This window comes from Bradyrhizobium sp. LeoB3 (assembly GCF_055456055.1).
This window is the reverse complement of sequence record NZ_JBVBEF010000060.1, coordinates 22300-37141: the sequence shown is the minus strand read 5'-3', so window position 1 is coordinate 37141 and position 14842 is coordinate 22300. Positions and strand designations below refer to the sequence as shown.

The 14842-nt window shown below is 62.8% G+C and carries 15 protein-coding genes and 1 pseudogene; 10 read left to right on the top strand and 6 right to left on the bottom strand.

Annotated elements, in window-relative coordinates:
* Positions 1 to 7 precede the first annotated feature (7 nt).
* Positions 8 to 3334: a DEAD/DEAH box helicase gene (locus tag ACZXDY_RS30170; protein WP_464348014.1), complete on the top strand. Its 3327-nt coding sequence runs from the start codon at positions 8 to 10 to the stop codon at positions 3332 to 3334.
* A gap of 59 nt (positions 3335 to 3393) precedes the next feature.
* Here ACZXDY_RS30170 and ACZXDY_RS30165 read toward each other — a convergent pair whose 3' ends face one another.
* Positions 3394 to 3774 carry a tautomerase family protein gene (locus tag ACZXDY_RS30165; protein WP_464348013.1) on the bottom strand — a complete coding sequence of 127 codons (381 nt, stop codon included), beginning with the start codon at positions 3772 to 3774 and terminating at the stop codon, positions 3394 to 3396.
* Between the two features lie 142 nt (positions 3775 to 3916).
* Between ACZXDY_RS30165 and ACZXDY_RS30160 the strand changes: the two genes are divergently transcribed.
* Positions 3917 to 4582: a DUF429 domain-containing protein gene (locus tag ACZXDY_RS30160; RefSeq protein WP_464348012.1), complete on the top strand. Its 666-nt coding sequence runs from the start codon at positions 3917 to 3919 to the stop codon at positions 4580 to 4582.
* A 13-nt stretch (positions 4583 to 4595) separates the two neighbouring features.
* Here the strand turns inward: ACZXDY_RS30160 and ACZXDY_RS30155 are convergent, their stop codons facing one another.
* Genes ACZXDY_RS30155 through ACZXDY_RS30145 form a run of 3 tightly spaced genes read right to left on the bottom strand, consistent with a single transcriptional unit; the run spans position 4596 to position 5968 of the window.
* Positions 4596 to 4766 (bottom strand): hypothetical protein, encoded by a 171-nt coding sequence (locus ACZXDY_RS30155; RefSeq protein ID WP_464348011.1) that lies wholly within the window; start codon positions 4764 to 4766, stop codon positions 4596 to 4598.
* Between the two features lie 12 nt (positions 4767 to 4778).
* Complete coding sequence (locus ACZXDY_RS30150; RefSeq protein WP_028166009.1) at positions 4779 to 5171, bottom strand: hypothetical protein; 393 nt, start codon at positions 5169 to 5171, stop codon at positions 4779 to 4781.
* A 5-nt stretch (positions 5172 to 5176) separates the two neighbouring features.
* Positions 5177 to 5968 carry a sterol desaturase family protein gene (locus ACZXDY_RS30145; RefSeq protein WP_028166010.1) on the bottom strand — a complete coding sequence of 264 codons (792 nt, stop codon included), beginning with the start codon at positions 5966 to 5968 and terminating at the stop codon, positions 5177 to 5179.
* 116 nt (positions 5969 to 6084) lie between these two features.
* On the opposite strand from ACZXDY_RS30145, the gene ACZXDY_RS30140 reads away from it, so the two are divergent.
* Both ACZXDY_RS30140 and ACZXDY_RS30135 read left to right on the top strand, forming a co-directional pair.
* On the top strand, positions 6085 to 6408 hold the full coding sequence (locus tag ACZXDY_RS30140) for a DUF6166 domain-containing protein (protein WP_028166011.1): 324 nt from the start codon (positions 6085 to 6087) through the stop codon (positions 6406 to 6408).
* A 26-nt stretch (positions 6409 to 6434) separates the two neighbouring features.
* The gene (locus ACZXDY_RS30135) at positions 6435 to 7544 is read left to right on the top strand and encodes a Zn-dependent alcohol dehydrogenase (protein WP_464348010.1); all 1110 of its coding nucleotides are present in this window, start codon (positions 6435 to 6437) and stop codon (positions 7542 to 7544) included.
* Here the strand turns inward: ACZXDY_RS30135 and ACZXDY_RS30130 are convergent, their stop codons facing one another.
* Positions 7545 to 8300 (bottom strand): GntR family transcriptional regulator, encoded by a 756-nt coding sequence (locus ACZXDY_RS30130; RefSeq protein WP_464348009.1) that lies wholly within the window; start codon positions 8298 to 8300, stop codon positions 7545 to 7547. It abuts the gene before it with no gap.
* Between the two features lie 560 nt (positions 8301 to 8860).
* Here ACZXDY_RS30130 and ACZXDY_RS30125 point away from each other — a divergent pair.
* From ACZXDY_RS30125 to ACZXDY_RS30105, 5 genes and pseudogenes are all read left to right on the top strand, one after another.
* Positions 8861 to 10183 carry a dicarboxylate/amino acid:cation symporter gene (locus tag ACZXDY_RS30125; RefSeq protein ID WP_464348008.1) on the top strand — a complete coding sequence of 441 codons (1323 nt, stop codon included), beginning with the start codon at positions 8861 to 8863 and terminating at the stop codon, positions 10181 to 10183.
* A 149-nt stretch (positions 10184 to 10332) separates the two neighbouring features.
* Positions 10333 to 10656: an ArsR/SmtB family transcription factor gene (locus tag ACZXDY_RS30120; RefSeq protein WP_028166015.1), complete on the top strand. Its 324-nt coding sequence runs from the start codon at positions 10333 to 10335 to the stop codon at positions 10654 to 10656.
* The gene (locus ACZXDY_RS30115) at positions 10653 to 11084 is read left to right on the top strand and encodes an SRPBCC family protein (protein WP_464348007.1); all 432 of its coding nucleotides are present in this window, start codon (positions 10653 to 10655) and stop codon (positions 11082 to 11084) included. The genes ACZXDY_RS30120 and ACZXDY_RS30115 overlap by 4 nt, the downstream gene beginning before the upstream one ends.
* An 18-nt stretch (positions 11085 to 11102) precedes the next feature.
* Positions 11103 to 11627, top strand: a pseudogene (locus ACZXDY_RS30110) (DUF1801 domain-containing protein).
* A 49-nt stretch (positions 11628 to 11676) separates the two neighbouring features.
* Complete coding sequence (locus ACZXDY_RS30105) at positions 11677 to 12081, top strand: DUF1801 domain-containing protein (RefSeq protein ID WP_456641722.1); 405 nt, start codon at positions 11677 to 11679, stop codon at positions 12079 to 12081.
* A gap of 18 nt (positions 12082 to 12099) precedes the next feature.
* Here ACZXDY_RS30105 and ACZXDY_RS30100 read toward each other — a convergent pair whose 3' ends face one another.
* Complete coding sequence (locus ACZXDY_RS30100; protein WP_464348006.1) at positions 12100 to 13641, bottom strand: winged helix-turn-helix domain-containing protein; 1542 nt, start codon at positions 13639 to 13641, stop codon at positions 12100 to 12102.
* A 157-nt stretch (positions 13642 to 13798) separates the two neighbouring features.
* On the opposite strand from ACZXDY_RS30100, the gene ACZXDY_RS30095 reads away from it, so the two are divergent.
* Positions 13799 to 14842, top strand: a complete 1044-nt coding sequence (locus tag ACZXDY_RS30095) for an alpha/beta fold hydrolase (protein ID WP_464348005.1) — start codon at positions 13799 to 13801, stop codon at positions 14840 to 14842.

Below are 14842 nucleotides of genomic sequence, written 5' to 3'. Positions count from 1 at the left end.
ATAGCAAATGTCTGTAGTCGAGGATTTCGGTCAGGTGCTCCCGGATGTCGTGAAGACCAAGGACATCTACAGCTTCTTCAGCCGTTCTGCATTTGAGAAGGGCTACGCCTATCAGGCCCAAGGGCGCGTCACGGGATTGGAAATCAGCGACGACCTCACGCGCATTCGCAGCAAGGTACGTGGAGGTGAGCCCAGCCCTTATCGTGTCGACATCGAGCTCGAATTCGACCATGGGCGTCTAATCGACCTCGACGGCACGTGCAGTTGTCCGATCGGAGCCAATTGCAAGCATGTCGTGGCGACGATGCTCCAGGCGCTGAGCGGTGTATTGCCGTCCGAGCGGAAAACGGACATCGGCAAGACGCCCGTCCGCTCCGTGTCGATTCTGCCTTACGATGTCACCGCATGGCTCGACAGTATCGGCGCCGCCATGCGCGGCGACGATTATCCCGTCGATGTGACGCATCGGTTGCTCTACTGCCTGCAGCCTGCTCAAGCAGGCACGCAAATGCCGTTGCTGGGAGTGTCGCTGCTCTCGGTCCAGATGCGCAAGGACGGGACGTTCGGGAGCAGTCCCACGCGTCCGAACATTTCCGGTTTCTCGGCCGAACGTGCACCGAAGTATTTTCGCGATACCGACATCGACATTCTGATGCGGCTCACGAGAGAGGGATGGGCGTACTATCACCCACCTCGGTTGCAATCCCTCGCGCTCCTGCAGCAAATCATCGCGACCCGACGTGCGTTCTGGCGCGATCACAAGGGGCGGCCGCTACAGTGGGGCGAGGCGCGCGAGGGGCGCATCGATTGGCAGCAGGCCAGCAAGCAAGGAGTTTCCCCGCAACTGACCGTGCCGGGAGCGACGGCCCTCAACGCCGAGCCGCCGGTTTATATAGATGAGGCCGCAGGCGTGATCGGCCCGGTCCAACTGGCCCTGCCGCCTCGACTTTCCTATCAGCTCTTGTCGGCGCCCGTCATCCCGCGCGCGCAAGTTGCGGAAGTGGCGCGCCGCCTCGGCGAGAGATTGCCGCAGCTTCATCGTGGCCTGTTGCCGGGACCGCCGGCAGCGGCGGTGAAGATCGACGACGATCCGATTCCGATCCTGCGGCTTAAGCGGGGACGCGAGGGCCCAAGTGCCCACTTTTTCCACGACAGGCCCGAACGGACCGCGGTTGCCCATCTCAGTTTCCGCTACGGCCCGATCGAGATCGAGCCCAGGGAAAGGGAAAATCCGCTCGAAGCATTTCAGGCCGGCGAGGTCTACACGATCACACGGCGGCGGTCGAAGGAGAAAGGCACGCGCAAGCGGCTGTCAGAGTTCGATTTCCGCGAAGCGAAATTGATCCACCCGTTTCTCGATGCCGGTCATGTCGACGATCTGACATTCGGGGAGCCTCACGCCTGGCTCGATTTTCTCGAGTTCGGCGTTTCCGAATTGCGCGCGGAAGGCTTCGATGTGCTGGTCGATGATGATTTTCCGTATCGGCTGGTGCAGTCGCAGGGCGTCTTCGATGCCGAATTGGAATCCAGCGGTATCGACTGGTTCGAGTTGGCGCTCGGCGTCGAAATCGACGGCGAGCGACGCGATCTGGCGCCGGTCCTGGCCGCCCTGGTTGCGACACCGAATTTCACGCCCGATCGGATCAAGCAGCTCGCCGAGGCAGGGGACCACTTCTATCTTCCGCTTGCCGACGGCCGCCACCTGTCGCTCGCGGCAGATCGCTTCCTGCCGCTCGTGCTTGCGCTTCATAGCCTCAGTTTGAGCGGGCTTTTCGGTGACACATCCGGAAAGATTAGGCTCTCGCGCGCGGATGTCGTGCCGCTGCTGGCGCTTGAAAATGACGAATTTGCTTTCCGCGGCGCCGACAGTCTTCGGCGCCTCGCCAATCTGCTTCGGGATCGCGAATTGTCGAATCCGCCGTTGCCCGCAAATTTTCGCGCTGAACTGCGGACGTACCAGGCGCAGGGGTTGGGCTGGCTCGACTTGCTGCGCGAGAGCGGTCTTGGCGGTGTGCTGGCCGACGACATGGGGCTCGGCAAGACCGTCCAGATACTGGCGCTGTTGTCGCTGGAGAAGGCGCGCGGTCATCTCAGCGAGCCCGCCCTTGTCGTTGCGCCGACCAGCCTGATGACGAACTGGTTCAACGAAGCGCAGAAGTTCGCGCCGGATTTGAGGGTGCTCGTGCTTCACGGTTCGGATCGCAAGCAGAGCTTCGCCGCCATTGCGGACCATGATCTTGTCCTGACTACCTATCCGCTGATTGCGCGGGATCACGAAGTCCTATTGTCTCGCGATTGGCACATGGCCGTGCTGGACGAGGCGCAGACGATCAAGAATCCCAATGCCGCGACCACCCGCTGGTTGCGCGGCGTCAAAGCGCGGCATCGCTTCTGCCTGACCGGGACGCCGGTGGAAAATCATCTCGGCGAGCTCTGGTCCATCATGAGCTTTGCCAATCCGGGATATCTTGGCGACAAGGCGGATTTCAGCCGGCGCTGGCGCATCCCGATCGAGAAGCGCACGGATACGCGACGCGCAGCAGCGCTGGCGCAGCGCGTGAAACCATTTCTCTTGCGCCGGACCAAGGCGGAGGTGGTTAAGGAATTGCCGGCCAAGAGCGAGATCGTCGAGCGCATCGCATTGGAAGGCAGTCAGCGTGACCTCTACGATTCCATTCGCCTGTCGATGTCGGACAAGGTCCGTAAGGCGATCCAGGAGCGCGGCCTGGCCAAGAGCCACATCATCGTTCTCGAAGCGCTGCTCAGGCTGCGCCAGGCCTGCTGCGATCCGGCGCTGCTGAAGCTCGACGATCGCGCCAAGCGTCCATCGGCCAAGCTTGAGCGGCTGATGGAAATGGTTGTCGAACTCCTGAGCGAGGGCCGGAAGATCATCGTCTTCTCGCAGTTCACCTCGATGATCGACCTGATCAGGGGCAGGTTCGATGCGGAAGCTATCCGCTACAGCGTCCTGACCGGACAAACGACCAATCGCAAGCGCGCGATCGAAGCGTTCCAGGACGGCAACAGCGATGTCTTCCTCATCAGCCTGAAGGCCGGAGGCGTCGGGCTCAACCTTACGGCGGCAGATACGGCGGTCATCTTCGATCCCTGGTGGAATCCGGCGGTCGAGGAACAGGCGATCGATCGCGCTCATCGTATCGGCCAGGACAAGCCAGTTTTCATCTATCGGCTGGTGGCATCGGGTACGATCGAGGAGAAGATGGACGAGCTCAAGGCGCGGAAGCGCGCCTTGGCCGACAGTCTGTTCGATCGCGAGGGACGCATCGGCGCGGCACTCACCGAAGAGGACGTGCGCGCGCTGTTCGAGGAATAGCGAAACGGGGCGGGTGCAAGGCCGAACAGGAAAGACTGTCTGACGACGACGCGGTCGCGTCAGCTCGCGTATTGAGCGATGCCGTTGCCGAACGACCAGTTTTCCTTCTTGACCTCGACGAGGTTGATGAAGATGTCTTCACGGCGTAGCCCGAGCGCGGTGTGCAGGCCGTCGGCGATCGCCTTGTAGAGCGCCTGCTTCTGCGCGGTGGTACGGCCTTCGTTCCAGGTGATCTGGATGATCACGAGATCGTTGGTGCGGTGGATGCCGAGATAATCGGGATCGAACAGGAAGCCATCTGCGTCATGCTCGTTGATGACCTGGAACCGGTCTTTCTCCGGCACGCTCACGCTGACGAGTGCGTCATATACGACGCGGCCGATCTCGCGCCGGAAAGCCGCGTCCTTGCCCTTGCGAAGATCGATGCGAACGAGGGGCATGGTCCGTCTCCTGTCTTCCAATGCGACTTCGTCGCGACCGCCGCGGCGATTGTCTGCATATGCTCTCAACGTTAGCTGCATATGCTGATATTGAAGGTCAAGACGTGCATCGTAGAATATAGCCGTAGAAAAAGGAGCGGACGTGTCCTGCTATCTCGGTCTCGATGGCTTTCGCGGTGGCTGGGTAGTGGCCTGGATCGACGATCAGGGCACTCACGGCTTCGATTATTCGCCGCGCCTGGATCGGCTTCTTGCGGCTGCGTATAAGCGCGCCATGATCGACATGCCGATCGGCCTGACGATGAGGGGGCACCGGACCTGCGATCTGCGTGCCCGCGAATTGGTCGGCGCTTCCGTGTTTCTCGGCGCGCGGCGCAATCTTTGGGAGTTTTCCGACCAGGCTGCGGCGAACCGCTACTATTGGCAGCACGAGGGCCCGGGCATGGGCGTGTCCTGCCAACTCTGGAACATCAGGGACAAGATCAGGGAGGTCGACGATTTCATCACGCCGGAGCGTCAGGCGACCATCGGCGAGGCACATCCGGAGCTGATCTTCCGAAATCTCGGCAAGCAGAACCGCCTCGAAGGTAAGAAGTCGGAGCGAGGCCGCGAGCAGCGCTTGAAACTGTTGGCCGAGCGGGGCTTCGTCAAGCTTTCAAGTTGGCTGGCGCAACGTCGCGGCACCGGGATCGGACGCGACGATCTGATCGATGCCTGTGCCTGCGCGGCGGCGGCCCGCGACAGCAACGCGCGGCTCGGCGGCGATGAGATCGACGTTCGCGGCTTGCGGATGGAGATCAACTACTGAGAAACCAAGCGCTTCACTTCCGCGTAACTTCCGGGAAGATCCACATCGCGATCACCATGAATGGCGCGAGCACCATGATCGCGATCTGCGGACCATGCTGCCCGATCGAGTCCTGGTAGAAATAGGCAGCGCAAGCGACGAGCAGCACGATGATCGATAGGGCTGTCTTGATCGGGAAGGGCATCGGCACACTCCTCTATGAGGCGGTAAACCCCTGCAGCGGGGAGAGCATCAGCGCGAGCGCGGCGATCTGGACCAGGCCAAGGACGGCGAGCCCGCTGCGGCTGTCGCGCCACGCACCCGGAATGACCTGAAACACCGCGGGAATGAACAGGAAGATCAGGCCGCCGAACACCACGACGGAGGTCCAGCGCAGCATCTCGTGTGCGAACAAGATCACACCCGCGAGCAGGATCACGAGTAACGCGAGATTGGCGAGCACGAGCACCCCGCCGGCGGCGCCCGCGATCGATTGCGGCCTGGCGCTTGGCGGAAACATGCCGACCAGCGTGAAGAAGCTGAGGCAGCAGGCTGCGAAGGCTGCCGCGAACAGCACCAGCGCGAGGCCATTCGGCTCGATGCCGGCCATGGTGGTCACTCCGCCGGCACGGAGCTTACGGCCGGATCGATCCGCGGGGTACGCGCGGTCTTGCGCATGTTGCGCTTGACGAAGCGCGTCTCGTAGCCGTTGAAGAGATGACCGAGCAGGCCGCGATCGAGATCGGACGTGCCGAACAGCCAGTCCATGATCGGGAAGGTGAGGTTCATGTTACGCTCCATCATGATCGATTGGTCGTGATGGGCGGTGTGATGACGGCGGATGGTGTTCACCATCGGCACGTTGCGGACGAACCAGTTCTCCTCGACATGGCAGCAGAAATGCATGAACTCATAGATCAGGTACATCGACGTCGTCGTCGCGATCAGGAGCCATCCGACATTGGCCGAGATGAGATAGCCGGCGACAATCGCGAGCGGGATCGACATCAGGGTGAAGGTCGCGAGGGCGTAAGGCGGGAAGAAGGTCACGCGCCAATCATGATGGTCGGCGAAGCGCATCTCCTGATCGGTGAAGAACTGGTGATGCATCAAGGTGTGGCGGTTATAGATCGCGCGGAACGCCTTGATCTGCGAGGGGCGGTGCATCACGTAGCGGTGGATCCACCACTCGAAGAAATTCGCGCCCAGGAAAGTCACGGGGACGATCAGCAATTCCCATGCGCGCAGGTCGCGGACATTGGCGAGGTAGATGTAGAGCGCGGTGAAGCCGATCACGTAGATGATGAAGACGTGCAGCCAGCCATTGTACCAGCCGGCGACCCGCTCGCGGTAAGTTTCACGGTAGCGGCGCTGCCGATCCGACATGGCGGTTGATGCGAGTTCCATGGCCGACCTCCCGATGTCGAACTTGGATGACATTTGAATTTGCGTGTGATATATCACTAATCTATCAATACTGCAAGATGGCGAGTAACGCCTTGAGATGTCGGGAGGAACCACGCATGAAAAGATTTTGCGGAGACCGCACCATCGACGGAGTCGTGGTCACGGTGGATGGCCGGCCGCTCGATCAGAGGCTTGATCTGCACCGCTACACCGCGAACGGTTTTGAATGGAGCTACGAGGGGGAGGAGCCGCGACAACTGGCGCTGGCGATCCTGGCCGAGCACTTGAACGATGACGCCACGGCAAAATCGCTGGTCGAGCCGTTCATGAAGGCGGTGGTTGCCAATTTCGGCAACGAGTGGGAAATGAGTTCCGCCGATATCGACGCGGCGCTGGCGGCGCTGCGGAAAAACAGTGGTGCTTTTCGGGCCGCATCCTGAAACAGGGCGGGGCGGGAGATCTGGAAGTGGGGCTCAAATACAAGGCGGCGGTGCTGCACGCGCCGAAATCGCCGCTCGTCATCGAGACGGTCGAGGCGGGCGAACTCGCGGCCGAGGACGTGCTCGTCCGCGTCAAGGCGGTGGGGCTTTGCCATACAGATCTCGAAGTAATCGAAGGCAGCCTGCGCAATCCGATGCCGATGCTGCTCGGTCATGAAGCGTCCGGCGTCGTTGAGCAGGTCGGGCCGAATGCGCGCGGCGTCGCGGTCGGCGACCACGTCGTCCTCTCCTGGAATCCGCATTGCGGGCATTGCTTCTATTGCGATCGCGACCTGCCGATCCTCTGCGAATCCTACCTGGGACAGGCGCCGCTCGCGGTGCAATTCGACGGACGCAGTCGCGCTAGGCTGGGCGACGGGCGTGAGCTCAAGCATTTGATGTATCTCGGCGCGCTCGCTGAATACTGCATCGTGCCGGCGCAACAGGCGATCGTGGTGCCGAAGGAGCTTGCCTTCGATCAAGCCTGCCTGATCGGTTGCGGCGTCATGACCGGCGTGGGCGCCGCGCTCAATGTCGCGTCCATCCACTACGGCGACAGCGTGATGGTGATCGGATGCGGCGCGGTCGGCCTTGCGGCCGTGCAAGGCGCGCGTATGGCCGGCGCCGGCATCGTCATTGCCGTCGATCTCGACGACAACAAACTCGATCTGGCCAAGCAGCTTGGGGCAACGCACGCGATCAACGCCGCCAAAGAGGACGTGATCGATCTCTCGCGTCAATTGACCGATGGCCGCGGCGTCGACGTCGTTCTGGAGTCGGCCGGCAGTGCGCGTGCATTTCGGATGACGAGTGAGGCGGTGCGGCCGAGCGGCGAGGTCATCTGGCTCGGCAAGATCGATGTCGCGCAGGACGTCGCGTTTCGATGGGGTTCCTTGATGCAGGAAAAGCGCATCCGGCGCTCGAGCTATGGCGGCGCGCGGCCGCTGCGCGACTTTCCGATGCTGGCGCAGGCCGCACTCGACGGCCGCCTCAAGCTGGATCAGTTGATCACCGCGCGCATCTCGCTCGAAGATGTCAACGCGGGTTTCGAGGCGCTGCGACGCGGCGCTGCGATCCGCAGCGTCGTGATGTTGTGATCACGTCTCGATGGTCTTGCGGGTGAAGCTTTCGATGTAGTCGAGCAGGCGATCGGACGCTTTCGCTGCGGCTTCCGGATCGCGTGCGGCGATCCGCTCGGCGACGTCGGCGTGCAGGCGCGCCGACAGCGGCAGGTCGCCGACTTCCCGGTAGTGCTGGTACCAGAAGCGTCGGGACAGGCCGTGCATCAGGCCCATGGCGCGGGAGGCGAACTCGTTTCTCGCGGCCTGGCTGACCAGCTCGTTGAAGGCGCGATCGAGCCGCATGAAGGTCATGTCGTCGGCCTCATCCGAGGCGCGACGCATGTCCCCGGCAATGGTCGTAAACTGAGCGATTTCCTCCGGCGTTGCGCGCTCGGCAGCGCCGCGCGCCATCAGCCGCTCGAGCTCGCGGCGTACCTCCAGCAGACGCATCTGAGTCCTGAGGTTGATCTGCGACACCAGGATGCCCCGTCGCGGCAGGATGACGACGAGGCCGTCGCGGGCCAGCCGCTGCAGCGCCTCCCGGATCGGGGTGCGGCCGATGCCCAGTTTCGCCGCCAGCGACTGTTCCGACAGGATGGTCTCGGGCGGCAAGGCAAGGGTAACGATCAGTTCCTCGAGTTGCCGATAGGCGCGGTCGGTCAACGTCGCCTGATCGCGCTCGTCGCGTTCGAGGTCGACGCTACGCGGCACGTCGCGCGAGTCTGGCTCGCTCTTCCTGGACTTGGCAGTCTTGCTGGTGCGGGCTCGTGGGGTTCGCCTGTCCGCGGCCATCTGCCGTGATTCTCCCTTTGCTCGTCACGACGATATTTCACGCGTGACGAAGAGGGTCAATCGGGCGTCGGTGTGGCCATCGTGGCCGCGATGCGTTCGATCAATGCGAGATGCTTTCGAGCGTTCGACCGTTGGCTTTCTGGCCCAGCGGGAGCACGACAGGGGCGATCGCTGATGTCTATGAGGTCGATGTCGCGACGTCCGCGCGTGGAGGGTGGATTGCTTCGCGGCGCTCTCAATGACGACGGAGAAGGCGCGCGCTCACATCTATCCCTCAGCCTGAGGAGGCCGCTCCGCGGCCGTCTCGAAGGCCGAGGCCACCGGCGGGGCCTCATCCTTCGAGACGGCACGAAGGCGCGCTCCTCAGGATGAGGGTCTGGCAGCAGTGCCGTCGCGGCCTTTCGGGTTTTCTTGAAAGATTGTGCTCGCGCAACGTGCTAGGCTAGCGAGGTTAGGGTCGATTATTCCGCAAAGCAGCATGAACAGGAACGTGCATTGTTCGCGGCGCTACCTCATTCCAGGATGGCGCCATCCTGATCCCTCCATCCGGCAGAGCTATCATGACAGCAGAAGCGATCCGCCCCGCCGCCCATCACCATCCCTGGTACAAGGTCCTCTACATCCAGGTCCTGATCGCGATCGCGCTTGGCATCCTGCTCGGCCATTTCTATCCCTCGCTCGGCAAGGAGATGAAGCCGCTCGGTGACGGCTTCATCGCGCTGATCAAGATGATGATTGCGCCGGTGATCTTCTGCACCGTCGTGCACGGCATCTCCTCGATGGGCGACCTCAAGCGCGTCGGTCGCGTCGGCTTGAAGGCTCTGATCTATTTCGAGACCGTCTCGACCGTGGCGCTGGCGGTCGGCCTCATCGTCGGCAGGACCCTGCAGCCCGGGAGCGGCTTCAACATCGATCCGTCCTCAATCGATGCCAAATCGGTCGCGACCTACGTGACCAAGGCGAAAGAGGAGGGGATCGTTGCCCATCTGATGGCGATCATTCCCGACAGCTTCTTCGGCGCGCTGGCGCGCGGCGACCTCCTGCAGGTGCTGTTGATCTCGATTCTATCAGGCTTTGCCATCGCCTTCATGGGCAAGGCCGGCGAGCCGATCGCGTATGTGATCGACCAGGCCGCCAAAGTGTTCTTCGGTGTGATCCGCATCATCGTGCGCGTCGCGCCGCTCGGCGCGTTCGGTGCGATGGCGTTCACCGTCGGCGCCTACGGGCTGGGCTCGCTCTGGAATCTGGTGGCGCTGATCGGCACCTTCTATTTGACCAGCGCGCTGTTCGTCCTGATCGTGCTCGGCTCGATCGCGCGGCTCTCGGGATTCTCGATCATCCGCTTCATCGGCTACATCAAGGACGAGCTGTTGATCGTGCTCGGCACCTCGTCGTCGGAGACGGTGTTGCCGCAGATGATCCAGAAGATGGAGCATCTCGGTGCCTCGCGCCCGGTGGTCGGCCTCGTCATCCCGACCGGCTACAGCTTCAATCTCGACGGCACCAACATCTACATGACGCTGGCGACGCTGTTCCTGGCACAGGCGACCAACACACCTCTGACCATCTGGCAGGAACTCGGCATTCTGGGCATCGCCATGATCACCTCAAAGGGGGCGTCCGGCGTCACCGGGGCGGGCTTCATTACGCTGGCGGCAACCTTGTCCATCGTGCCTGACATCCCGATCCAGTCGCTCGCCATCCTCGTCGGCATCGACAAGTTCATGAGCGAGTGCCGCGCGCTCACCAATTTGATCGGCAACGGCGTCGCCTGCGTCGTCATCAGTCTCTCGGAGGGCGAGCTCGACAAGGCGAAGCTGCACGAGACCATGGCAAACCCCCTCGAACTCGGCGAGGCGCTCGAGCCGGGCGGGGGCTCGTAGCGACGCCATAATGCATAACCAGCCGGGTATAGCAAAAAGCGTGTGGCACGCTTGCTATGGCCGGTGGGCGCCGCTCCACGTGCCCGCTTGACTGACGCATATCTCGCCGGTTATAGATCGATCAATAGCCAACGGGTTATCGATCCCAAATGCCAAACGCTCACGATGAGCTCTTCAGGGCGCTCGCCGATCCGACCCGGCGGGCCATCTTTGAGCGATTGTGCCGCGAAGGAGAGCAGACGGTCGGGGCTCTGACGGCTCTGGCCGGGGTCTCGCAACCGGCCGTCTCGAAGCACCTTGTCGTTCTGAAGCATGCGGGACTCGTGCGCGACCGCCACGAAGGCCGCCAGACGCACTACAGCGCGCAGCTCGGCGCGTTAGCCCCGCTGATCGACTGGACCAGCCAGATGGCCGGCTTCTGGCAAAGCCGGTTCGACCATCTCGAAGATCTGCTCAAAAGGATGGACCAATGACCAACATTGCGACCGAAACGCGCTCCGTCATTGTCGAACGCGAGATACCTCATCCGCCGGAAAAGATCTGGCGCGCGCTCACGCAACCGCATCTGATCGAGGAATGGCTGATGAAGAACGACTTCAAGGCAGTCGTGGGTCACCGTTTCAATCTTCGCGGCGAGTGGGGCGGCGTGCTCGACTGCGAGGTCCTCGCGATCGAGCCGAACAAGGCGCTTTCCTACACCTGGAATTTTGCGCACGACGATGCCGCCTTCAATCTGAAGAGCGTGGTGACCTTTACCCTCACGCCAACGAGCACTGGCACTCATCTGCGTATGGAGCAGTCGGGCTTCCGTCCCGATCAGAAGCAGGCCTACGGCGGCGCCAACGCCGGGTGGCAGCAGTTCTTTGCGAATCTGGAGCAGGTCTTGGGACGGACAGAGTGAGCTCTGCGGGTGAACACAATGGCCAACAGGACGTCCAGCAAGTCAACGAAAGTTGCGAGAAAGGCGGCCAAGCCGGGCGCGGCGAAAGCGGCCAAACCGCGCAAGGCGGCGGCCCCGACGTTGCAGTCCGGCAAGGACGCAAAGCCTGTTCTCCTCACAGGAGGCAACCCACAGATCGCGAAGGCGGACGGCGACGCCCCGGTGCAGGCCTACATCGCCGCCATGCCGGGGTGGAAAAGCGATGTCGGACGCCGCCTCGATGCGTTGATCGTGCGCACCGTCCCCGGCGTGCGTAAGGCGGTCAAATGGAACTCTCCGTTTTATGGCGTCGAGGGCCAGGGCTGGTTCCTCGGCATCCATTGCTTCACGAAGTAGGTCAAGGTGGCTTTCTTTCGCGGCAGGTCATTGCGTCCTGTTCCGCCCGGCGAGTCCAAGAGCAAGGACACGCGCTACCTCGACATTCATGAAGACGACGAACTCGACGAAGCGCAGTTCGCCGCCTGGGTGAAGCAAGCCAGCGAAATGCCCGGCGAATGGATGTGAGCGGCGGGTGCGAGGACGAGCGATAGCGGATAAGAAGGCTACAGCCACCATGAAGAAAAGCGGCTCGAAGGAAGCAGACTCTCCTTCTCGGCTGATAGATGCGAGGATCGAGGAGCTAGGTGACTGGCGGGGCGAGACGCTCGCTCGCGTCCGAAATCTCATCAAGCAGGCCGACCCCGAAGTGATCGAGGAGTGGAAGTGGAGAGGGGTCCCGGTGTGGGAGCACGGTGGGATCATCTGCACCGGCGAGACCTATAAGAGCGTCGTCAAGATGACCTTCGCCAAGGGCGCGTCATTGGAGGACCCTTCAGGCCTCTTCAACTCCAGCCTCGAAGGCAACACCAGGCGTGCGATCGACATCCATGAGGGCGACAAGATCAACGAAGCGGCGTTGAAGGCGCTCATTCGCGCCGCCGTGGCGCTGAACCTCTCTAAGAAACCAAAGAGGGCTTGAGGAGTCAGCGAAGACGCATCATTCCGGCACGCCGGCCGCCCGCAGCGCCTCGGCATAGGTTTGCGCCATGGGCTCGACCGGGAAGGGGATTCGGGACAGGAATCCCGCGATCGAAAATTCCGGTTCGACCTTCAGCAATTCCCGAGCGACCTGCGCTGCGCGGTCGCGCTCGCCGGTCTTCACCAGCGCCACGGTGAGGACGCGCAGCGCCACCGCAAAGCGGCGGTTCTGCGCCAGCGCTTTTTCCGCCCAGGTAATCGCTTCGGGGAAATTCTCGTCCAAAACGGCGCAGATCGCGAGCGCTCCGGCGGCGAACCAGCCGCGCGGGTCGCGGGGATTGAGCCGCTGCGCCCGCTCGATCATGGCGCGGCCGGCGCCCTGATTGCCGCGCATCGCCTCGATCCAGCCGCCGAGCGTGAGCGCCATCGCGGAATTCGGGTTGATCGCGAGCGAGCGGCCGAACAATTCGCGCGCCGGCTCAATGTCGTCGGCCATGTTCCAGATCGCGAACGCGGCCATCCACAACACCTGCGCATCGTTCGGCGCCAGCTCGACCGCGCGCCAGGCCAGCGTGACGGCCTTGCTGCGATATTGCTCGTCCGGCCCGATCCAGCCCTGGAAATGGCGCAGCGCATGGCAATAGGCGGATGCCGCCATTGCCGGCGCGTAGGCGGGATCAATCGCCAGCGCCTGGTCGAGGCAATCGATCGCCGCCGCAATGCTGTCAGCGGTGAACTCATAACGCAGACTGTAGGCGCGCAGCAGCAGGTCGTAGGCGTCGAGCTGGCTTGGGGGAGAGGACCTGCGGCGCTCCGCTTCGGCAAGGTGCAGCGTCGGCTCGATCGCGGCCACCACGCTTTCCGTGATGCGGTCCTGCAGGTCGAACACTTCGCTGGCGTCGCCGTCGAAGCGGTCGGCCCAGAGATGGACGGCCGAATTCGCATCGATGAGCTGGCCCGTGATCCGCAACCGATCGCCACCGCGGCGAACGCTGCCTTCCAGCACGTAGCCGACGCCGAGCTCGCGGCCGACCTGGCGGATATCGACCGCCTTGCCCTTGTAGGTGAAGGAGGAGTTTCTTGCGATCACGGATAGTCCGCTGCAGCGCGACAGCGCCGTGATGATGTCCTCGGCGACCCCGTCGGCAAAATACTCCTGTTCGGGATCGCCGCTCATATTGGTGAACGGGAGCACCGCGATCGACGGGCCTTCGAAGGCGGCAACCGGCAGGCTCGTGCTCTCGTCGGCGGCTTGCTCGCGGACCTCGCCGACGAAACGAATGCCCTTGCGGGGGAGCGTGCGGATCAGCCGCTGCTCATCGCCATTGTCGCCGATCGCCGCGCGTGCGGCGTTCAGCCGGCTACTCAGCGTTGCCTCCGAGACGATCCGTCCGTGCCAGACGGCGGCTAGCAGGTCGTCGCGGCTGACGACACGCTCGCGTGAACGGATCAGGAATTCCAACAGATCGAACACCTGCGGCTCGACGGCGACGAGCCCATCGCCCCGGCGCAGCTCGCGGCGGTCGGTATCCAGAGCGAAGTCGTTGAAATGATAGAGCAATTTATAGGGCCTGCCGGCTGTGACGGGAGTCGCAGCGAACCTAGCACAAGGCGGCTGGGGCAAAAATCAAAGCCATCTGAAGGATAAATCCAGATAGTCTCCAAGCGCTCACGGTCGGGAGGGGGCAAAAGGTCGCCAGTTCGAAACGGAGATCGCCATGTCCCAGGATATCAACCAGAGCCGCCGCCGCTTCTTCGGCGTTGCCGCCGGAACCTTCGCCGCCGCTCAGTTCGGCCTGATCGGATCCGCCTATGCGCAGGGCGCCAAGAAGGTGGCGCTGCCCGCGCGGCCGGGGGCGCATACGTCGTTCGGCCCGTTGAAGCAGATCGACGCCGGCCTCCTCAATGTCAGCTATGCCGAGGCAGGGCCTGCTGGTGGTCCCGTGGTGATCCTGCTGCACGGCTGGCCTTACGACATCTACAGCTATGTCGACGTCGCGCCGCTACTGGCATCCGCCGGCTATCGCGTGATCATCCCTTATCTGCGCGGCTACGGCCCCACGCGTTTCCTGTCCGATGCGACGTTGCGAAACGGCCAGCCGGCGGCGCTCGCGGTCGACATCGTCGCGCTGATGGATGCGCTCAAGATCGAGAAGGCGACGCTTGCCGGCTACGACTGGGGCGCGCGCACGGCCAACATCATCGCCGCGCTCTGGCCCGAGCGCTGCAAGGCGATGGTCTCCGTCAGCGGCTACCTGATCGGCAGCCAGGAGGCCGGCAAGATGCCGCTGCCGCCGAATGCTGAACTGCAATGGTGGTACCAGTTCTATTTTGCCACCGAGCGCGGGCAGCAGGGCTACGACAAGTACCGGCACGACTTCGCCAGGCTGATCTGGCAGCTCGCTTCGCCGAAGTGGAATTTCGACGGCGCCACCTTCGAGCGTAGCGCGGCCGCCTTCGACAATTCCGATCACGTCCGCATCGTCATCCATAACTACCGCTGGCGGCTCGACCTCGCCCAAGGCGAAGCGAAATACGACGATCTGGAGAAGAAGCTCGCGACATTCCCGGTTATCACGGTGCCGACCATCACCATGGAAGGCGATGCCAACGGCGCGCCGCATCCGGAGCCGAGCGCCTACGCCAAAAAATTCTCCGGCAAGTACGAGCACCGCCTCATCACCGGCGGCATCGGCCACAATCTGCCGCAGGAGGCCCCGCAGGCCTTCGCGCAGGCCGTCATCGATGTCGATAACGCCTGA